The sequence below is a fragment of the Blautia sp. An46 genome (assembly GCF_002161645.1).
GTDB lineage: Bacteria > Bacillota > Clostridia > Lachnospirales > Lachnospiraceae > Blautia > Blautia ornithocaccae.
Genome location: NZ_NFIF01000002.1, coordinates 198553 through 219705 on the forward strand (window position 1 = coordinate 198553; position 21153 = coordinate 219705).

20 protein-coding genes, 1 pseudogene and 1 other annotated feature are annotated in these 21153 nt (G+C 44.6%); all 21 genes and pseudogenes read right to left on the reverse strand.

The window, feature by feature from the left end; translation table 11 throughout:
* Window positions 1–41: 41 nt before the first annotated feature.
* Window positions 42–548 carry a transcription repressor NadR gene (locus B5G00_RS02855; RefSeq protein WP_087268520.1) on the reverse strand — a complete coding sequence of 169 codons (507 nt, stop codon included), beginning with the start codon at window positions 546–548 and terminating at the stop codon, window positions 42–44.
* Window positions 549–621: 73 nt separating this feature from the next.
* Window positions 622–1473 carry a carboxylating nicotinate-nucleotide diphosphorylase gene (nadC, locus tag B5G00_RS02860; protein WP_087268180.1) on the reverse strand — a complete coding sequence of 284 codons (852 nt, stop codon included), beginning with the start codon at window positions 1471–1473 and terminating at the stop codon, window positions 622–624.
* Window positions 1470–2777 carry an L-aspartate oxidase gene (locus B5G00_RS02865; protein ID WP_087268183.1) on the reverse strand — a complete coding sequence of 436 codons (1308 nt, stop codon included), beginning with the start codon at window positions 2775–2777 and terminating at the stop codon, window positions 1470–1472. Before B5G00_RS02865 ends, nadC begins: the two co-directional genes overlap by 4 nt.
* A 10-nt stretch (window positions 2778–2787) precedes the next feature.
* Entirely contained in the window at window positions 2788–3696 is a 909-nt protein-coding gene (nadA, locus tag B5G00_RS02870) for a quinolinate synthase NadA (RefSeq protein WP_087268186.1), read from the reverse strand.
* Between the two features lie 212 nt (window positions 3697–3908).
* Window positions 3909–4643, reverse strand: a complete 735-nt coding sequence (locus tag B5G00_RS02875) for a class I SAM-dependent methyltransferase (RefSeq protein WP_087268189.1) — start codon at window positions 4641–4643, stop codon at window positions 3909–3911.
* A gap of 21 nt (window positions 4644–4664) precedes the next feature.
* Window positions 4665–4904, reverse strand: coding sequence for a kinase (locus B5G00_RS02880; RefSeq protein ID WP_087268192.1), 240 nt, complete (start codon window positions 4902–4904; stop codon window positions 4665–4667).
* 14 nt (window positions 4905–4918) lie between these two features.
* Window positions 4919–7207, reverse strand: a complete 2289-nt coding sequence (locus B5G00_RS02885; RefSeq protein WP_087268195.1) for an adenosylcobalamin-dependent ribonucleoside-diphosphate reductase — start codon at window positions 7205–7207, stop codon at window positions 4919–4921.
* 103 nt (window positions 7208–7310) lie between these two features.
* The gene (locus tag B5G00_RS02890) at window positions 7311–8084 is read right to left on the reverse strand and encodes an ABC transporter ATP-binding protein (protein WP_087268198.1); all 774 of its coding nucleotides are present in this window, start codon (window positions 8082–8084) and stop codon (window positions 7311–7313) included.
* Window positions 8077–8997, reverse strand: a complete 921-nt coding sequence (locus tag B5G00_RS02895; RefSeq protein ID WP_087268201.1) for an ABC transporter permease — start codon at window positions 8995–8997, stop codon at window positions 8077–8079. The genes B5G00_RS02890 and B5G00_RS02895 overlap by 8 nt, the downstream gene beginning before the upstream one ends.
* Window positions 8998–9028: 31 nt before the next feature.
* Window positions 9029–10054 (reverse strand): ABC transporter substrate-binding protein, encoded by a 1026-nt coding sequence (locus B5G00_RS02900; RefSeq protein ID WP_087268204.1) that lies wholly within the window; start codon window positions 10052–10054, stop codon window positions 9029–9031.
* Between the two features lie 134 nt (window positions 10055–10188).
* Window positions 10189–10432: a binding site (T-box leader), on the reverse strand.
* Between the two features lie 50 nt (window positions 10433–10482).
* Window positions 10483–12723 (reverse strand): glycoside hydrolase family 3 protein, encoded by a 2241-nt coding sequence (locus B5G00_RS02910; protein WP_206423769.1) that lies wholly within the window; start codon window positions 12721–12723, stop codon window positions 10483–10485.
* Window positions 12724–12831: 108 nt separating this feature from the next.
* The gene (phnX, locus tag B5G00_RS02915) at window positions 12832–13599 is read right to left on the reverse strand and encodes a phosphonoacetaldehyde hydrolase (protein WP_087268210.1); all 768 of its coding nucleotides are present in this window, start codon (window positions 13597–13599) and stop codon (window positions 12832–12834) included.
* Between the two features lie 4 nt (window positions 13600–13603).
* On the reverse strand, window positions 13604–14695 hold the full coding sequence (gene phnW / locus B5G00_RS02920) for a 2-aminoethylphosphonate--pyruvate transaminase (RefSeq protein ID WP_087268213.1): 1092 nt from the start codon (window positions 14693–14695) through the stop codon (window positions 13604–13606).
* A 108-nt stretch (window positions 14696–14803) separates the two neighbouring features.
* Window positions 14804–15022 (reverse strand): hypothetical protein, encoded by a 219-nt coding sequence (locus B5G00_RS19570; RefSeq protein WP_330396300.1) that lies wholly within the window; start codon window positions 15020–15022, stop codon window positions 14804–14806.
* A gap of 12 nt (window positions 15023–15034) precedes the next feature.
* Window positions 15035–15370, reverse strand: a pseudogene (locus tag B5G00_RS19745) (ABC transporter substrate-binding protein); the annotation flags it as partial.
* A gap of 21 nt (window positions 15371–15391) precedes the next feature.
* Window positions 15392–17023, reverse strand: coding sequence for an ABC transporter permease subunit (locus B5G00_RS02925; protein ID WP_242971256.1), 1632 nt, complete (start codon window positions 17021–17023; stop codon window positions 15392–15394).
* A 4-nt stretch (window positions 17024–17027) separates the two neighbouring features.
* Complete coding sequence (locus B5G00_RS02930) at window positions 17028–17798, reverse strand: ABC transporter ATP-binding protein (RefSeq protein WP_087268216.1); 771 nt, start codon at window positions 17796–17798, stop codon at window positions 17028–17030.
* Between the two features lie 200 nt (window positions 17799–17998).
* Window positions 17999–18871, reverse strand: coding sequence for a MurR/RpiR family transcriptional regulator (locus B5G00_RS02935; RefSeq protein ID WP_242971257.1), 873 nt, complete (start codon window positions 18869–18871; stop codon window positions 17999–18001).
* 216 nt (window positions 18872–19087) lie between these two features.
* A complete protein-coding gene (locus B5G00_RS02940) occupies window positions 19088–20419 on the reverse strand; it encodes a DUF4153 domain-containing protein (protein ID WP_087268222.1) in 1332 nt (443 codons plus the stop codon).
* A 2-nt stretch (window positions 20420–20421) separates the two neighbouring features.
* A complete protein-coding gene (locus B5G00_RS02945) occupies window positions 20422–20640 on the reverse strand; it encodes a helix-turn-helix domain-containing protein (RefSeq protein WP_087268225.1) in 219 nt (72 codons plus the stop codon).
* Between the two features lie 15 nt (window positions 20641–20655).
* Window positions 20656–21108 (reverse strand): DUF2975 domain-containing protein, encoded by a 453-nt coding sequence (locus B5G00_RS02950; RefSeq protein ID WP_087268228.1) that lies wholly within the window; start codon window positions 21106–21108, stop codon window positions 20656–20658.
* Window positions 21109–21153: the final 45 nt, after the last annotated feature.

Below are 21153 nucleotides of genomic sequence, written 5' to 3' on the forward strand. Positions count from 1 at the left end.
TCTCCTTTCTCAGTAAAGCAAGAAATGCAAAACTGTCAGGCTTACCTGCTTAAGATTCCTGCCTCTTTCAGGCTTTCCTGAATTCTGTCCAGTACTTCCTCGCTGTCTGCCCAGACAGTATGACAGTGATATCCAGAGGTAATATTCTTCAGGGGACGGGATTTCCCGCTTCGGATTTCTTCCAGAAATTTCCGGACCTGCATTCTGGAACTGATATTGAGAGGCGCCCGAAGCTCTCCATAGACTTCGTGGTCTACAAATACATCTTCTACCTTTCCGCCCCAGTCCACAATCAGGTTCAATTCTTCTTCTATCCGTTCATCTGAATGGAAAACCCGGAAAATCCTCACTGCTCTTTTCTTTTCCCTGCAGATATATCCTCTGTTGGTGGAGAAAATTTCTTTATCACCGGCTCTCAGCAGGGCGATATCCTGGACGATCACCTGTCTGCTCACATGAAAGATTTCTGCCAGTTTCTGCCCGGATACCGGCTTTTCGCTTTCTTCTATGTATCTTAAAATTTCCTGTCTCCGTTTTTCTCCTGCCATCTGACCTGTCATCTCCTCCTATATCCAGGAATACTTTTTATGAAATCTATGTACGCCTGATTTTCTGTCTCTATTATACTACATGAAGGTTCTTTAAGGAAAGGTCTAAAATCGGCGCAGAATGGGTCAGAGCCCCGCTGGAAATATAATCTACTCCTATGGAAACCAGTTTTTCAATGTTTTCTCTTGTTACATTGCCTGAACACTCGGTCTGGGCCCTGCCGTCTATAAGTTCTACCGCTTCTCTCATCATTTCCGGAGACATATTGTCCAGCATAATAATATCTGCCCCTGCCTCCAGAGCCTCCTTTACCATATCCAGATTTTCGGTCTCTACCTCAATCTTCCTTACAAAAGGAGCATACTCTTTTGCCATCTCCACAGCCTTTTTCACGCTTCCTGCTGCTCCGATATGATTATCTTTCAGTAAAATACCGTCAGACAGATTATATCTGTGGTTGTAGCCTCCTCCTGTTTTTACCGCATATTTCTCGAAAATACGCATATTGGGAGTAGTTTTCCTGGTATCCAATAGTTTTGTTTTGCTTCCTTCCAGCATATCGGCAATCTGTCTGGTGTAGGTAGCAATGCCGCTCATTCTTTGAAGATAATTCAGTGCAGTCCGTTCTCCGGAAAGAAGAACCCGGATATCTCCTCTCACCATTCCCAGCAGCTGTCCTTTTTTCACTTTATCGCCGTCTTTTACATAGAATTCTGTCTCTGTGTTCTCATCCAGAAGGGTGAATACCCGCTCAAAAACCCAGAGTCCGGCAATGACTCCATCTTCTTTGCACAGAAGCTGGACCTCTCCTGTCTCTTTCTTTCTCATAACCGAATTAGTGGTAATGTCCTCACTGGTAATGTCCTCCTCAAGGGCCATCCGGATCAGACGGTCTGCATTTAATTTCATAGTTATCTCATTCATTTTGCCTGTCTCTCCCTTTCAATTTCTCCTAATACTTCCTGTTTATAGGTATCTGCCAGGTTTTTCTCCTGTTTGCAGATACATTTTTCTGTTTTCTGAAGAAGTTCAGCAAAGTCCTTTTCCTGTTCCCCTTCAGACTGCCATTTTTCTCCAATATCCTGGGCCGCCCGTTGGGCAAATACCAGACTCTCTAAAAGAGAGTTGCTCGCCAGGCGATTAGCTCCGTGGACACCATTGCAGCTGGTCTCTCCCACAGCATAAAGATGTTCCATGGTAGTTTTGCTGCTGCTGTCCACATGGATGCCTCCCATAAAGTAATGCTGGGCTGGAACTACCGGTATCCAGTCTTTTGTCACATCATAGCCTTCTTCCAGACATCTTTCATAGATGTGAGGGAAATGGTTCAGGATCACCTTTTCTCCCAGAACGGTCATATCCAGCCATACATAGGGCTTCCCGTCCTTTTTCATCTGTTCCTGTATCTTGGCGGTAAGCAGATCTCTGGGCAGCACCTCATTGGCAAAACGTTCTCCCTTGGCATTATAAAGCTTAGCCCCTTCTCCCCGCACAGATTCAGAAATCAGGAATCTCCGTCCAGGCTTCTGAGAATACAGCGTGGTAGGATGAATCTGGATATAATCAATATGTTCTAATTCTACCCCATGGCGCATGGCAACAGCAAGTGCATCTCCTGTCAGATGTGGATAATTTGTAGAATGACGGTAGAGCCCGCCGATTCCTCCCGTTGCAAAAATGGTATATCGGGCCTGAATTCCCAGATGTTCTCCTTCTTCCGTTTTCGCTATGATCCCCAGGCAGGTATTCTCTTTTTCGATCATATCCAGCATAGTAACCTGCTCCAGTATTTCCACATTAGGCAGGGCCTGCACTGCTTTTAACAGCTTGCTGGTGATTTCTTCTCCTGTAATATCCTCGTGGAAGAGAATTCTGGGTTTAGAGTGGCAGCCCTCTCTGGTATAATCCAGCTCCCCGTCTTTTCTGGCAAAGTCCACTCCGTATTCAATCAGCTCCCGGATCACATTCCTGGAAGAGCGGATCATAATGTCCACAGATTCACGGCGGTTTTCATAATGGCCTGCCTTTAAAGTGTCTTCCATAAAGCTATCATAATCCTCTTCGTCTCTCAGCACACAGATTCCCCCCTGGGCCAGAAAAGAATCGCTTTCTTTCACCTGACCTTTGGTGATCATCAGCACCTGAAGATTCTCTGGAATATGGAGAGCGGCAAAAAGTCCGCTGGCTCCTGTTCCAACAATCAGTATATCTGCATTTTTCGTCTCCATGTTTTTCCTCCTATTTTCCCAGTTCCAGCATTTTGTCCAGAGGTCTTCTGGCCTTTTCCATGGTCTCCGGCTCCAGGGAAACCTGGTATTTTTCTTCTTTCAGAGCATCTCTTACCTTCTCCAGGGTAACTTTTTTCATATCCAGACAGCACTGGCCTGGTTTTACCGGATAGAAGGCTTTTTCGGGACATTTTTTCTCCAAATCCCAGAGCACGCCTTCCTCTGTACCTATCAGGAATTCTTTTTCTTCTGACTGGCAGGCATATTGGATAATCTCCGAAGTGCTCCCCACAAAGTCCGCAGTACGGACCACTTCTGAAACACATTCCGGATGTACCAGTACAGAGGCCTTAGGATGTTCTTTCCTTGCATTTTTTACATCCTCTTCCTGGATTTCTCTGTGCACAGGGCAATATCCCTCATTGACTATAATATTTTTTTCAGGCACCTGAGCTGCCACATAAGCCCCCAGATTGCCGTCAGGTATAAAGAAAATATTTTTATTTGGCAGTTTTTTTACAATGTCTACAGCATTGGAAGAAGTGACACATACATCGGACATCGTTTTAAGTTCTGCAGTGGAATTAATGTAGCAGACCACAGCCAGTTCCTCATACTTTTCCCGCATTTCCCTGATCTTCTCCCTGGAAGCCATGTGAGCCATAGGACAGTCTGCCTGGGCATCTGGAAGCAGCACAGTTCTTTCCGGATTCAGAATTTTGGCGCTTTCTCCCATAAAAGACACACCTGCAAAAAGAATCATTTCTGCTTCTGTCTCCCTGGCTTTTTTACTCAGGAAATAGGAATCTCCTATATAATCGGCGATTTCCTGAACCTCTCCAGGCACATAATAATGAGCTAGGATAATGGCTCTTTTTTCCTTCTTCAACTTCTCTATTTCTTCTTTTATGGACTCCATCCCTGTCCCTCCTGTTAACACAATTTTAACAGAAATTATACACCATGTTTTTACATGTGACAAGACACTTGTTAATTTTTTCTGTAAGAGCTGTCTTCCAGAATCTTGTCATTTATGATACGGTGGTATTAAACTGTAAAGTTTTTAGAAATGAAAAGGGAGTGTTCAACATCATCTCTGGTGACATTGGACACTCCTTGTTATATAAAAATCTATTTTTGTTTTACTGTCCGGACCAGCAGCATCATGGGCCGGCGCATTTCGTCTTTCATCCCCGGAAGCTCCAGCATATTTTCCGGTGGAGCAGGCTCCACCAGACCTTCCAGCATAAATCCGTTTTGCAGTAAGGAATTTACGTAGGTAGTCAGGGTTCTGTGATATTTTATAACCTTTTCTCCCAGGAACAGTGCTTCCCGTTTTCCCTCATAGTAATAATTATCTACAGGAAAGTGAATGATTTCTCCCCTATCATCATAATACCAATCCTGGGATCCATAAGCAGTAAATACCGGATGCTCCACAGAAAAAATAAAGATTCCCTCCGGTCTCAGCCAGCTGCTGATCTTCTTTACAAGGGCCGGAAAATCTTTGACGTAGTGAAAGGCCAGAGAACTGAGCACAATGTCAAAAGAACTCTCCGGAAGTTCCAAGTCTTCCATGGCTCCTCTTTTATAGGTAATCTTTTGGTGACTGTTGATTTTCTCGGCTTTCTGAAGCATTTTTTCAGAAAGGTCTATCCCAAGCACTCTCTTGGCGCCTTTTTCCGCTGCATAGGCACAGTGCCATCCATAGCCGCAGCCCAGATCCAGCACCTCTTTGTCTGAAAAATCCGGCATCATCTTCTGGAATTCCTGCCATTCCCCGGCTCCCTGAAGGCCGTATTTTGAACGGCTCATCTCACTGTATTTCTGAAAAAACACCGAATTATCATACTTATTTTCTTTCATGCTCTGCCTGCTTTCCCTGGTCTAATTCCAGCCGCTGATCAGCTTTATGATCTCTTCTTCATAGTCTCCCAGAATATCCTCATGACGTCCGACTATACGGACATTCGTCTCAGCTCCCCATTGGCCGTTGTCCTGAAATTCCCAGATATGATATACGACTCCCCTGTATTCAAAATTTATGCTTCCGCAGCCGTCTTCCTCCGCATATTTATATGGAAATTTCTTTTCTTTCAAAACCTTCTGTACTTTTTCCAGCCGCATTTTCTCTCCTCCTGTTAGTGGCATTTGCTCCATCCGCAGTTTTTGCAGATATTGCAGCCTTCCTCAAAAACCAGAGGTTCTCCGCATTCTGGACAGTACATCTTATCTGTTTCCTCCACAGGAGTTACTGCCTTAGGTTTTGGAGCTTTTTTAGGCTTAATGGAATCCTTTCCCTGTTCCTTCTGACTCAGCTCTTCCTGCATTTCCTTGTACATATCCATAAGGGCATTTCCTACAGCCATAGGACAGCATGCTCCCTTGCTGGTATCCTTTCTGGTCACTCTCCTTGCAGTATAGGAAGGACAAGAACCGCTGGAATTTAACTGGTCTACAATCGTTTCGATGTCGATGCCGCCTCTTGCGCTGATCGAGATCATTCTGGAAAGTCCTACCATGAAGTTATTGCAGCCCCCGGTAGATCCTTTGCTCAGATAGGTTTCCAAAAGAGCTCCTGTATGAGGGTCAAAAAGAGCAATACAGTGAAGGCTTCCACAGCCGGTCATCAATTTTCTCTTCTTGCCTACCACGTCATCAGTTACCAGAAGGATTTCGCCTCTCTTCAGGCCTTCCCCGGCAGTTATTTTCTTTTCTTTCTTTTCTTCCTTCTGCTCTGTATTCAGGATGCCAACTCTCTTACAGCCGTCACGGAAAATGGTGATGCCTTTCAGCCCCTGCTCATAGGCGTAAAGATAAAGGCTTTCCGTCTCCTCTACTGTAAAGCTGTTGGGTACGTTTACCGTAGAGCTGATAGAAGCATCGATGTGTTTCTGCCATATGGACTGCATATCAATCCTCTGACGGTAATCCAATGTCATAGCTGTAACAAAGTAGTCCGGCAGTTCTTTGTCTTCTTTCAGATTATGCTGCTTCATATAGTCTTCTACTATCTTTGTGTAAACCTTGTAGTATACATCGGTGCCATGGAGAGATTCTGTCTTGCGCACATAGTAATTGGCATATACAGGCTCAATCCCTCCGGAAATTCCCAGCATGGTAGAAAGTGTGCCTGTAGGGGCAATGGTAAGAAGCTGAGAGTTTCTCAGACCATATTTATTCACCAGTTCTCTGGTTTTCTCTGTAGTATTTGCCAGGAAGAAAGGTGTAGACATGATTTCATCTACATTGCACTTTGGAAAAGCTCCCTTTTCTTTTGCCAGTTTTGCAGAAGCTGCAATGGCTGTGTCTGCCATGGCAAAGCCGATCTTATCACACATTCCCACAGCATCCTCTTCTCCGTAAGTCAGACCCAGCTTCAGAAGGGCGTCAGCCAGTCCCATAATGCCCAGACCGATCTGTCTCCACTGCTCTACGCTTTCCCTCTGCTCCTCCAGAGGATGAAGAGGAAGGCCCTCCTCCAGAACCTCATTTAATGCACGGACAGAAGCGCCCACACACTCTTTTAACCCTTCAAAATCAAAAAATGCTTCCTCCGTAAAAGGATTCTGAACAAATTCTGCCAGGTTCACACTTCCCAGAAGACAGCTGCCTCCTGCAGGAAGCGGCTCTTCTGCACATGGATTCACTCCTGCATAGGAAAACTCTTTCGTATTGCTTAAAAGATTCCAGCTTGTGATCCTGTCCCAGAACAAAGCTCCCGGCTCTGCATAATCCCAGTTTGTCTCTGTAATCCTGCGGAAAAGTTCTCTGGCATTTACTTTCTTCTCAATGACTTCTCCGGTAGTTTCCCTGGTATAATGAAGGGTATACTCCTGATTTTTCTTAACAGCCTCCATAAAATCCTCATGGACTCTGATGGAAATATTTGCTTTTGTCACCTTCTCCAGGTCGGTTTTCAGTTCAATAAACTCCGGCACATCTGGATGGGAGCAGTCGATAGAAATCATCAAAGCTCCTCTCCTGCCGTTTTGTCCGATAAGCCCTGTTACCAGAGAATACAGTTCCATAAAGGATACGGCTCCGCTGGTCTCCTTTGCTGCATTATTGATCTTGGCTCCCCTTGGGCTCAACTTGGAAATATCGATTCCGCAGCCTCCGCCGTAACTGTAAGTCCGTGCCAGTTTTTTTGCGCAGTCAAATATACTTTCAATATTATCTTCAGGAGGAGCGATCACATAACAGTTGGAATAAGTAACCTTCCTTCCCTGTTTGTTCAGTCCTCTGTTAGATAAAATTCTTCCCCCAAATAAAAATTTCTTTTCTTTAATATACTTCCCTATTTCTTCATTTCCGCCGCTGATCCTCTGGACCCAGCTTTCAAAATCCTCGCCGTTGTTTCGGTATTTTCTGGTCCAGATGTCCATTCCCAGCTGGTTCTCACTGCCCAGCCACTCTTCTGTTGTCATGTGCTCAACCTCCACTAGATTTTGTTAACCTCAATAATGTTAGCACAATATATGGTTGGTTTCAAGCCAGTATTTCAGATTCGTGATTTTATACAAAATCCTTTCAGTTTCCGCACTCGATACTGATGGTATTAAATTTATCCAAAATATCCTCCACCTGGAGGTTTTTCTTTTTCTCTCCGGAAATGTCCATGACTGTTTTTCCCTGATGCATCATCAGAAGTCTGTCTCCATATTCCACAGCATACCGCAGATTATGGGTCACCATAATGGTAGTCAGTTCTTTCTCCCGTACAATTTTTTCTGTCAGCTCCATGATCAGATCCGCCGTCTTGGGGTCAAGAGCTGCTGTATGCTCATCCAGAATCAAAAAATCAATAGGCGTCATGGCAGACATAAGTAAGGACATAGCCTGACGCTGTCCGCCGGAGAGGGTTCCTACCTTTGCATAGAGTTTATCCTCCAGCCCCAGTCCCAGCTGAGAAAGGAGTTCCTGATAATAAGGAATCCGTTTCTTATCTGTACCTCTCTGAAGACCGAAAAATCCTCCTTTACAGTCTGCCATGGAAAGATTTTCCAGTATGGTCATTTCCGGACAGGTACCCATGGCAGGATTCTGATAAACCCGGCCTATCCGTTTCAGCCGTTTATATTCTTTCTGCCTTGTAATGTCCTTCCCATCTATTAAAATCTGTCCCTCATCCAGGCCGATGCTGCCACAGATAAGGTTCAGCATAGAAGTTTTTCCCGAGCCGTTGCTGCCTACTACAGAAACGAATTCTCCCTTCTGTATCTCCAGATTAAAATCCTGGAAAAGGCACATCTCGCTAATGGTTCCCGGATTATAATATTTATGAATATGACGCAGCTCAAGCATTTTTCTTCACCTTCTTTTTATCCATATTATCAAATACCAGCATGAGAAGAAGCACTGCCAGCAGGAACAGGGCTGAGATCATCTTCATAGACTGGGGCATAAAGTACCGGATAGCCAGACCTGTACAGGCTTTATATAAAACTGCTCCCAGAAATACAAAGGTAGTCACCTTGATATAGCTTTTTTTCCGGAAGGGTTTCAGCTTTGTAAAAACCCGGTAGAGGCTGGTTCCCACTATAACACTGGCAAGTCCGATGACCATGGAACCAGTGCCTGAGGAGATATCAAAGACTCCCTGCTGCTGGCAGAATACAGAGCCTGCCAGGGCTACCAGACCATTGGAAATAGCCAGTCCCAGGATTTTTACATTCCCCTTATCCTTTGCCAGAGAAGTCACTAAAACCTCATTATCCCCTACTGCCCGCAAAAGGTAGCCAGATCTGGTTTTCAGGTAAAAATCCAGAAGGAGTTTGCTGACCACCGCTACCAGAAGGATCAGAAATATCACCGTATAATCCGGAATATTTCCTCCTGTAATGCCTTCCAGGAAAGAGTTGCTGAATATGGTTTCCTGGGCGAAAAGAGGTACATTATTGCTTCCTGCGATTACCAGATTTACTGTATACAGAGCCGTCATCATAATGATTCCGGAGAGAAGATCCCTCACCTTACCTTTTACGTGGATCAGTCCAGTACAGGTTCCTGCCAGGACTCCTGCCAGGAAAGAAATCAAAAGTGAAAGGTAGGGATTCACTCCTTTTGTAAGAAGGGCTGCTGTCACCGCCGACCCCAGGGGAAAGCTTCCATCTACAGTCAGATCTGGAAAATCCAGGATCTTATAGGTAATGTAAATGCCCAGGGCCAGGATCCCGTAGATCAGCCCCTGTTCCAATATACTTAATGCAAAATCCATTTCGATGCCTCCTTAAATTTCTGCCTGCCGGCTATTCCTGAGAGATTTCCGTAAAGGTCTCTTCTGCATTTTCAAGCATTTCATCCGGAATGGTGATTCCCAGGTTTTCAGCCACTGCCTGGTTGATATACAGGCTGCTGTCTGTGAGAAGCTCATATTCCATGTCTTCTGCCTGTGCCTCGCCTTTTAAAATCTGGGCTGCCATTTTTCCTGTTTCAACTCCAAGGTTCACATAGTCCAGGCCTTCGGCTGCCAGACATCCCAGTTTCACCTGTTCAATCTCACTGCCAAATACCGGAATGTTTTTCTCGTTAGCCTGATCCAGGACTGTAGGAAGAGCACTGACTACTGTATTGTCTGTCAGATTTGTAAGGCAGTCTACTTTGTCCAAAAGACTGGCCGCTGCCAGAGAAACCTCTGAGGTATTGGTAACGCCTGCGGTCTCCAGAGTAAAACCATATTCTTCGGCGTATTTTTCATACTGGCTGATACTATAGGCAGAGTTGGCTTCGCTGGTAGTATAGAGAATACCAATGGTCTTGGCCTCCGGAAGAAGCTCTCTTATCATTTCCAGCTGGGCCTGTACGGGAAGCTGGTCGCTGGTTCCGGTTACTGCGCCTACAGGCATTCCCTCATCATCTGCAAGCTGGGCTTCTTCTGGATTGGTCACTGCCGTATAGACTACAGGAATCTCTGAATTTCTGGCGGAGTTATAAGCTGCCTGAGCGCTTGGAGTAGCGATAGCGCAGATCAGATCTACCTTATCTGCTACAAAGGTATCAGCAATCTGAGCGGCAGTTGCTGTATCAGAATCTGCATTGTTTACCTTAATCACCAGATTTTCTCCTTCTACAAGCCCCTCTTCTTCCAGACCCTGGATAAAGCCTTCTCTGCAGTTGTCCAGAGAACCATGCTCTGCAAACTGGGAAATTCCTATGGTGTACATCTCCTGGCCTTCACTGGCGCTTTCAGAACTTCCTGTGTCTCCACCGCAGCCTGTCAGTCCTGCTGTTGTCATCATTGCCCCTAAAATCACTGCTAATACTCTTTTTTTCATTTTTTCTGTCTCCTTTATTCATGATTTCAAAAGCAAATCCCGGTATATAAAGTCCCTGAGGAACTTTTTTGTTTTAGAGAAAAGTTCTCCAAACTGATCTGTAAAACAAAGAAACCGCCTCAAGTCAATTTACGACTTGAGACGGTAATAAAAATCTTTATTATCGCGGTACCACTCAATTTGGCAGTTCGCCCACTTTCTCACGTACTAACATACGCTCCTGATTGATAACGGGTTCGGTTCCCGGCAGCGCCTACTCTTTTCATTTCGGACTGCCCTCGAAAGTCCATTCAGCAGAAAAATCCATACGGCAATCTCACCACCTGCCGCTCTCTGTGATTTCTTTTAAAGCTTACTCCTCTTTCTCAACGGTTTTGCTTTTGTTGGTATCATTCTATGCCCTGAACAGGATTTTGTCAACAGTTTTTTTAATAATGCAGGCCAAAGTTCAGCTCATAGTAATTTCCTGTGCTGTCTCTGTAGGCATAGGCCTTTCCATTCTCATCTTTCATGTTCTCAGGCATGTATTTATCCTTGTCATAGCCTGGAACATCATTTGGTGAAATACATACGCCTTCTGCATTTATTGCAAGAACAGAATCGTCCTTTGGCAGGGTGATAGGCATCTTTCCCGTCGGTGAAAATCTGCCGAAGATCACATCCAGCACAGCCCATGGATAAGTGTCGAAACCAGCCAGAAGACTGTCTGTATATGGTTCTACGCTTCCTACCTCCCAGGCCAGAGTAAAGTTAATATTGGCGATCACTTTTCCGCCTCTGTCATGGACCGCTTTCGCGATTTCAGGAATCCTTCCTGCCCCGAAAAGAGTGGTCTCTTTATGGGTAGTCTGGGCAGGTCTTCCCTCCTCATCTACGTCACATACTTCTTTGCCGTCGCAGATTTCCAGCTCCAGATATCCGGGAGTGGCATTAAAGTATTCTCCTGAGCTTGGGGTAAGGAACAGCAGGGCATAATCTGCCTCTTCCGGCTTATCTGTAAGAGTGATCCCCTTCTCTTTTTCCAGCATTTTCTTCAGCTCTTTTGTAGCGTTTATGCCGTCCTCTTCCTTCTTGTTAAAGCACTGTGCATATACCTTTTTGCCTGCTGTTTTTTCCTCGGTCAGAGGCAGGACTTCCTGATTTTTCAGAAGAACCACTGACTTTCTGTGTACATCTGCCGCATTGTCCCAGTCCTTCTTTGTAGCTACTATTTCCACTGCTTTCTCAGGATTTCTGTATGGATTTTCAAAAAGACCCAGCTCGAATTTCTCTTTGAGAGTATGAGCTGCCGCCTGGGTCAAAGCCTGGTCGGAAAGAGTCACCTGCTCTACTGTATAGCCTTCCGGAACCTTATGTCCCTGAGTGGTATAATAGCCTTCTTTTCCTCTTCTGTAGGCTTCCTTTGCAGCCTCGATATCATAAGAGCCGCTGATAATATCTACTCCAGCATGAACGGCCAGCGCCACTCTTTCGCAGACTTCCAGCTCTTCCACGCCCCAGGCCATGTTCTGAACAATTCCGGAATCACTGTTGATATAGCCCTTAAATCCCATCTGCTTTTTCAGAAGTTCCTGGATAAAATAATCGTTAAAGGCAAATCCCACTGGTTTCCATTCAATAGGATTTCCCTGAAGGTCATACTGGTCTGCACTCTTCTCTCTGGAAGGTTTCGCATAGTAAGGCATGATAGAAGCGGCATTTTTCTCAATGGCTGCCTCAAAAGGAGGAATGTGGTAAGTCTCCAGGCTGTTTTCTGTCTGATAAACATTCCACTGTCCCTGACGATAATGAGGGTCAAAGCCATTCTCCCTGGCGCTTCCTCCCGGGAAATGTTTCACCGTCATAGCCACGCCATCTGGAGTCAGTCCTTCCTGGCTTCCCTGTACTCCGGGGATCAGCCGCTCAAAAATCTCTTTGATCAGCTTGGAATCCTCTCCGAAAGTACCGTAAGTTCTCTGCCATCTGGGGTCTGTGGCACAGTCCGCCATATACATATATCCTTTTTTCATACCAACTGCATCCCATTCTCTCCGGATACAGTCAGCAAAATCATCAATAATATGGAGCCCGTCTCCTTTTACTGCAGCGGCGATCCCCATGGTTCCAGGCCAGGCGGCAAATACACCGGAGGCATCATTCATGCCAAAGACTACCTCGCCGTTCTCATTTCTGGAGTTAGATACCACCATGACCGGAATAAAATGTTCCCCTTCTTCTGCCAGGCTGTTCATCTCGTTGATCCAGTCTGCCAGCTCATCTGGCTTTGGATTGCTTCTTAAAATAAAGGTACGTACCTTCCAGTCTTTGATCGTTTCTGTGGTTCCCACTGTGGAAGCTGTAGCGAAAATAGAGGAGCCTTTCTCCACCGGTTTTTCATCCAGAAGCCCTGTCTCATCTACAAAATCTTTATCCTCCTGCTCCATTCCCATCTTCCAGGAATTCAGGAAAAGAAGACCGATTTTTTCCTCTGCAGACAGTTCTTCTGCCAGAGCCTGGGCTCTCTCTTGGGGAGTTTTTCTCCAGTCTTTATATGTATTTAATTTTCCATCTCCGTTAATATCACGGAAATACAGGCCATCCTTCTGGATGACCTTATCGCTGCAGGTACCGATCACCGGTCCCTGGGGATTTTCATAATAGTGGATTCTGTTGCTTGCTTTTTCTTTCATGATTCTTGCAGTCCTCCTTTACAGTATCTCATCACTCTATCATACTGATTTGCAAAAAGGACTGCAAGAATTATTTTTCTTTGTTTTCGTATAATTTCCCCCGATGGTTTATTTTATGAAATCCAGGACTCCCCGCACATCTCTCACTACGTAATCAGCTCCTGCTTCCAGATAGGTCTGCTCTGCTTTTTTATCTGCTGCTTCCCGCTCTTCCGGTGACAGTGCCTCGTATTCTTCCTGAGTCAGTCCCATCACAGAACTTCCCTCCAGGATTCCCACAGTTACCAGTCCTGCGTTCTTTCCCTCCAGGATATCGGAAACTGTGTCTCCCACTTTCATGACTCTGGATACATCCTTTAACTCCAGCTTTTCCATGTTCCGAAAGATCATGTAGGGGTAGGGTCTGCCCTTTTTATTTGTAGAGTCCGGGCTGAACCAGCAGTCGGGAGAATATCCCAGCTCTGCAGCCTTTGGCACTACCAGGGCCATCATTTCATCGGTGTAGCCTGTAGTGGAACCGATCTTCAGCCCCATCTCTCTTAATTTTTTTACAGTTTCTACTACATAAGGCTTGGGCTCTGCATAGTTATGTACGATTTCCAGGATCTTGCTCTCACTGAGTTCGTAAACCCTCTGGACGTCTTCCTCTGTCCATTTTCTACCCTGTTTTTCTTCCCAGAGTCTGGAGATCCGGTCCATGGACAGCATAGTCCTTACGTGATCGATCTTCAGCATTCCCATAGGTTTTCTTACTTCTTCCAGGGTAGGGGTAATGCCAAACTGCTCAAAGGCCTCAATAAACGCTTTTACAGGAGCAAAACATCCGTAATCCACTGTTGTTCCTGCCCAGTCAAAAATAATTCCATCGAATTTCATAACCTTATTTCTCCTCCAAAAATTCTTTGATGATGCTGCAGAGTTTCTCTATATCTTCTTTGTAGATTTCACCGATATTTCCAATGCGGAAGGTGTCTGCATCGGTTACCTTTCCCGGATAAATGGCATAGCCTCTGTCCTTAATATACTGGTACATTTCCTGGAAAGAGAAATTATGATGTTCTGGATACAGGAATGTGGTAATGATAGGTCCCTGATGCTCACTGCCGATGTACGGATAAATCCCCATCTGGGCCATCTTCTGGATCAGCAGCCTGTTATTTTCCTCATAGCGTTTCGCTCTGGCAGGAATGCCTCCCTCTTCTTCCATTTCCTTTAAGGCCTGGGCGAAAGCCAGAACCACATGGGTAGGAGAGGTAAATCTCCATTTTCCATCTTTATTCATAGTTTCCCACTGGTCGTAAAGGTCCAGAGACAGGCTTCTGGCCTTTCCTTTGCTTTCCATGAGTTTTTCCCTGTTGCAGATAATAAAGGAAAATCCCGGAACGCCCTGAATACATTTATTAGCGCTGCTGATAATGAAATCAATTCCCAGCTCTCCGACAGGAATATCGACTCCGCCAAAGCTGGACATGGCATCTACAATAAAGGTTTTTCCCGCTGCCTTTACCACTTTTCCAACAGATGCAATATCATTTAAAATACCAGAGGTGGTCTCACTGTGCACCATAGAGACATGGGTGATCTCCGGATGTTCTTTCAGGATTTCTCCGATTTTTTCTCCGGAAGGAATCTGATCATACTCTTCCTTATACATCAGATAAGAAATTCCCGCATGCTCTGCAATATCTCCCATTCTCTCTCCATAAGCTCCGTTTGCCGCGATGAGAAGGGTATCCTCTTTTCCGATGACACTGGTAAGCACTGACTCCACACCGAAAGTCCCGCTTCCCTGCATAAGGACTACTGTGTATTCCGGTTCGCTGACATGTGCAAGCTTCAACAGTTTTTCCCGTATAGAAAGGGTGATTTTCTTATAGTCATCATCCCATGTGCAGTGGTCAAAAAGCATTTCTTTTTTTACCGTATCCGTAGTAGTCAGAGGACCCGGTGTCAGCAGTTTATAGTTTGGCATTTTTTTCTTCTCCTTATATCACATTTTAAATTTTTAAGCTATTCTCGACAGATTCGCATAAAATGTATAAATATTCTTGATTGTACATAATGTGACAGCTTTCAAAAATTATTTGCAGCTCTCAGACAGTTCCTGGTGTTTTTCCAGAAGATCCAGAGTAAGTGGTTCTGGGAAAGTCTTGGGATTTGCAGAGCTATTGGCTTCATCGGTGGTCTCACCTTCATAAATCGCGTTTGGATAGTATTTCTGAAGTTCCGCTCTTCCCTTGGTAATGATGCATTCTGCCATCTCCTGAGCCAGAGGATTGGTGTCTTCTCCTTTATCCACTACTGCTACAGACTCTGTAAGTGAAAAATTTCCTTCTGTCGGGTCTACAAAGTCTACAGGAAGTCCCTCTGCTTTGTCTGCAACTGCCTGCTGACGGAGACCGAAGCCTGCAGCTACCTCTCCTGCACGAACCTTTTTCAGAGGAGCAGAGCCGGAGGATTCAATATGAGGGCCTGCGTTTTCGTAGATGCCGGACAGAACTTCTTTGGCTCCGTCATCTCCATATTCACTTACCAGAGCCTGGATCAGCAGCCATGCTGTTGATGAACTTTTAATATCTGTTACAGATATCAGATCTTTGTACTCAGGCTTTGTCAGGTCTTTGCCGCTGCCATAAGAATTACTGATACTTTTTTCGCTTTCATATTTTTATTTCTCCTTTTTTCCTTCTTTTCTTTTTATTACATATCCCAGAATTCCTTTGACAATCAAGTTTGTTCCCAGGATAAACAGGGACAGTACAAACACTTCGTTAAACTTGGTATAATACTGCAGTTCTTTGATCTTAGTCGTGATAACCATGGTCCTGGCACCTGCGATAAAGATTACGGCACTGACGGTTACCATGGCGTTTACAAAATAGTAGCTGAATACCTCTAAGATTGTAGAGGTCATATTAGGCGTAACAATTCTTACGATAGTTTTGATCCAGGTGTCTCCCATTAAGGAAGCTGTAGTCTCCCAGGAACTGTTCAGCTTGGACAGAGAATTCCGCATCATCAGATAAGGGGTAGAGAAAAAATGTACCACATTACATAAAATGATGAGGAAGAATGTATTCTGAAGAGCTGTTCCTGAAAAGATAAACATAAAGGCAATACCGATAACCATTCCGGGGATTGTATTTGTGATCAAAGCTATGGCGTCTATGACACCTTTCAGTTTGCTGTTCAGTCCGCTTCGGGCTGTTGCAAGAGCCGCTCCATAGGTAACCAGCAGTCCCAGAAGAGCTGTACAGAAAGCTACAAAAAGGGAATTCTGATATACTCCGAAAAGGCTCTGATCATTGAGCACCGCCTGTACATGTTCCAGGGTAAAGCTGATCTGGTATGGCCATTCCTGAACCAGAGGCACCACAAAGATTACTGCAAAGATTGCCAGGATACACAGGATGATAAATGCTGAGCCTGCACCGCAGATTCCGTCTCTCAGTCTGTTTTTCTTCATTTCAATCTGAGAAATCTTTGTATATCTCACATTGTACCGCTCCAGATATTTCAGAAGAGCAATACTCACAACCGAAGGGATCAGCATCATCATGGCTACTACTGCACCTCGGTTAAAATTAGGGATACTTCCCAGCATTTCATTATAGAGGACCGTAGCCACCACCTCGTATTCTCCCCCTACAGAGGCAGGAATACCGTAGTCTGTAAAACAGAGGAAGAAGCACTGTACCATCGAGGCCGCCAGAGTTCCCAGAAGCGGGCGGATAATAGTCTGCCAGAAGGTCTGAACAGGCTTATCTCCCATGACTCTGGATACGATCATAAACTTCTTGTCAATAAATCCCATGGTATTCAAAATCAGCATAAAGGATATAGGCAGGGTATAAATCACATATCCGAAAAGCAGTCCGTTAAATCCATAGATGTCAAATAGCTGTCTGTCGAAAAGTTTCGTAAGCAGTCCCTGCTTTCCAAAGGAATAAATAATGGCAAAACCATAAGTAATCGTAGGAAGAAGCATGGGCAGCACTGCCAGAGTGCGGATTATTGCTTTAAATTTTCCAGGCAAATTTGTATACTGTATACTATAAGCCATAAAAAAAGCAAGTATAGTGGCAATCAAAGCACTGGAAATGGAGACTGCCACACTGTTTCCCAGAGCCTGCAGAAAGCCTCGTCCTGTCAGGACCTCCACATAGTTGCTGATTCCTGCTCCCGCCTCTCCCAGGAAAGACTCCAGCAGGAGCCTTACTATGGGAATGGCAAGAAATACTGCAAAAATAGCAAGTACCAAAACATAAATTACTTTTATTTCTCTTTCTTTTCTGATCATTTTCTTATACCGCCTGTGCGTTTCTGGTCAGATCCTGATGAAACAGGGCGAAAATATTGTTGCTCTTGATTTCCAGCTGATTCAGGATAAATTCCTTAACAAAGTTATTGGAAGGAGCTGTAATGATCTCTTCCGGCGCTCCATACTGAGAAATATGTCCCTGGTTTACGATCAGCACCTTATCGGACAAGGTAAGAGCCTCTTCAGGATCATGGGTTACAATAATAGTAGTCAAATGGAAGTCTCTGGCGATTTCTTTGATCTTTTCTTTAATAGATTCTTTGATCACACCGTCCAGTGCGCTTAAGGGCTCATCCAGAAGCAGGATCTTTGGTTTCATTACCATAGTCCTTGCCAGAGCCACACGCTGTTTCTGACCTCCGGAAAGCTGGTCGATTTTTTTATTCAGATGTTCTTTCAATCCAAGAAGTTCGATAAATTCATCAACTTCTTCTTTTGTGGAAATATCCGGTTTATTCCGCAGTCCATAAGTAATATTTTTGTATACGTTCAGATTTGGAAACAGAGCATAGTCCTGAAATACAATATTAAATCCTCTCTCTTCCATAGGTACTTTGGTAATATCTTTTCCGTCAAAAAGAATCTGTCCCTGGTCTGCCGGAGTAAGTCCCAGCACCAGATTCAGTAAAGTTGTTTTTCCGCATCCGGAAGGTCCCAGGATAGATACGATCTCACCGTCCTGTATTTTCAGATTAATGTCTTCCAGAATTGTTACATTGTCATATGATTTCTTAATATGTCTCAGTTCCAGCATAGATACTTTTCTCCTTTCTTCACTGACCACTATGTTTCCACCTGACACTCCCAAAGAGAGTGAAGTATTTCGTTTTGTGACCAGGTTTTTTCCCCCTGGCAGTTTGTATTATAAAGTGAAAAAAAAACGGCTTTCAATCAAGCCAGAGTGAACTCTATGTAAAGGCCAGGTAAAAGCAAAAAAGAAGCCCTGTAGATTTTCTACAAGACTTCTTCATTTTCTCCATAAGCCCTTTTGTTCACAATAGAACTGGTCTTATTCAGTTTTTTGGAGCATCTGTCATAATCCCTGTTCAGGACTCCTGCATAAATCATGTCAACCAGAGCAATCTGGGTAATCCTGGAAAATATAGTATCTCCATATAGAAACTGCCGGTTGCTGGCACATAGGACAATGTCTGCATATTTTGCCAGAAGAGAATTTTCAAAATTAGTCAGCGCCAGGGTCGTGGCTCCTGCCTTTTGGGCCAGTGCCAGCATTTCTACTGTATGTCTGGAACATCCGGAATAAGAAATCCCGATAGCCAGGTCCTTTATGGTGAGATTAACTGCACTGACATTCTGAAGATAATAATCTCCGTAAATCCTGCAGTTCAGTCCCAGATAGGTAAGCTTTGTCAGCAGGTCATTGGCGGTGCATACAGAGTTTTCCACGCTGTATATCACAATATTCTCTGCCCCCAGAACTGCTTCCACAGCCCTTTTATATTCTTTCATGGAAATATTTTTCAGCGTTTCTTCCAGCATATCTATAGAGGTGGTCACTATCTTTCCCGGAACATCCTCCAGCTGGTCTTTTTTCGACAGTTGAAAACCATACAGGCTGATTTTATCACTGTCTTCAGGCTGTTCCTTTGCTTCTTCCTGTACAAGGGCATACTTAAAGTCCTTAAAACCCTCGTATCCAGCCGCTTTTACAAAACGTATGACTGTAGGCTGACTGACCCCGGTTTCCTGTGCCAGGGTCTCCATCAGCAGCTTGCTGGCCTTTCCCTCGTATTCCAGGATATAATCTGCCACCTTCTGTTCAGAAGGCCTCAGACCTGCATATATTTGCTGGATCTTGATCTTCACTCGATTATTCTTCATATTTATACGTAGAAAACTTACAGTTTTTCTCCTTTCCTATCACTTTTCCTTTCTTCAGTCAACACTTTCTAAAATTCTTTTTCAAAAATTGTACTTAAAAAAATACAATTATAAAAGACTCCTAAAAAGATAATTTTCTGGTTATGGTTCCATATTAGCTCTTTTTTCTCCTGGAAACAAGCACAGCTCTGTAAAATTCCATTATGAAACCGGATGATAAGGAATCAGAGCTACAAGCTGTTCCACAGGCAGTACACACAGAAGAGTAAACAGTACCGCTCCTGTAAAAACAGACCACCGCACCAGAGGGATTTCTTTTTTCTGGTAACAGAGGACCAGAATGAAAACCAGGAAAAGCCAGATCAAAAAGACCAGAGAAATACATCTCTTCACTGTGAATCCATAGGCAACTATATACATACCCAGCTTACTGGCCGCTGTAGTAAGAAGGAGAAGGGTTAAGGCCCCCAGGATCAGATTTTCCAGTATCAGTCCTCTGCTGTCTTTCCGGGGAGTTTTCGCACAGCCGTTCATGGCAATGAGAAAACTGGCATTTAAAAGGGCAATGACACAGAGTTCAAAGAATCCCTGACGGGCGTACTCTGAATAAGTGTAGGCCTCTGGCAGGATGCCGAAAAAGGCGGAAAACAGATATTTTGTCTGAAGACTTATGAACAGGACATAGACTGCTGAAACCATAACCCCAAAAGTAAGGACCGCCGTATCAGGTACAAACCGGAAAACCCTGCCAGATTCTTCATGAAATCTGATACATTCCTCTTCCCCTACATGCCGCTTATAAACGCCTCCATAGAGTGTGCCGAACATAAGAGATCCCAGAAGGATTCCTACAATACATCGTCCCAAAAAAGCCCACATATCTTCTCCTAAGGCTTCCAGCACACCGGAAACCAGATTCCGGAATCCCATATCTGCCTGGGACAGGATCGGGATAATGATCAGCAGGGCCGGAATGGATATGACCACCCCCAGAAGGACCATTCTCCAGTCTTTCTTATCTTCCTTTTTATTGGAAAAGGATTGGAAGATCAGCCGGATCTGGCAGAAAAAATTCAGAACAGGAAGGGCGATCAGACCGTTCCATCCATCCAGCAGAACCCAGGAAGAGGTCCTTCCTTTCCACAGCAGGCCCTCCGTTACAGCCAGTGTCCAGTATGCGGCTGTAACAAAGATCATCAGGGTCTGACCAAAATCAAAGATACTGTAAAAGCTATAAGGAAGACTGATTCCCAGAAGGATCAGTGTCCAAAAAATCTTTTCTCCGGTCATTGGTATCTTTTTCAGTCTGAGGTAAACCAGAACCGTAACTACATACAATACAGAAAACATAGACAGTCCTCTGGTGAAATTTTCCATGCCCAGACAGTTCCACATAATGATTCCCAGAAGAAGGTAAATCCCTGCAAAAATCTTATCCCATCGGTCAGCAGGAAGCTTTTCCACCACAGGTTTTACTTCCTCCAGAAAAAGCATCTCTTTGTTCACAGTGCTTCTTGTTTCCTGATTTTCCATATTCAGTCACTCCCTTCTTCCGGAACATATTCCAGAATATCTCCCGGCTGACAGTTCAGTTCCCGGCACAAAGCCTCCAGAGTCGTAAACCTCACTGCTTTTGCTTTGCCGTTCTTTAATATGGAAAGATTGGCCGGAGTAATCCCTATGGCTTTCGCCAGATCGCCGGCACTGACTTTCCTTTTTGCCATCATAACATCCAGATTTACGATAATAGGCATAGCCATCCTTCCTCTCTATATAGTATAGTCGTTTTCTTTCTTGATCTCTTCCGCCTGGGCAAAGACATTTTTGATCACCCGCAGGATCAGAGCCATAAATACAGCGGCGGCACAGAGTGCAAAGAAAGGGAGATAATAAAAGCTGCTTACCAGGAAAATCAGGCCTGCAGCCAGACAGCACCAGGACATTCCCCGAAGGTATCTGGTATTCTTCTCTGTAAATACTTCCTCCTTCCGAATATTTGCCAGAAGCCGGTTCATCATATAGAGAGCGATGGCTGCCGGAACCGCTACTGTATAGGTAGTCACCAGGAAGTAATCCCTGCTCTGAGGCGGCAGGATCAGCCTCTTCTGAATAAACCAGGAAAAAAGCCAGGGTGCGCTTACACAGAGAAGTACCAGGGCTACAGCACTGAGCCATACACAGACTCTGGTAAGGAGCAGGCTTTTGTCGTCATTCCACTTCATACTTTATTCCTCCTTATGATTCTTTCTGATTCCTTCATTAGGATA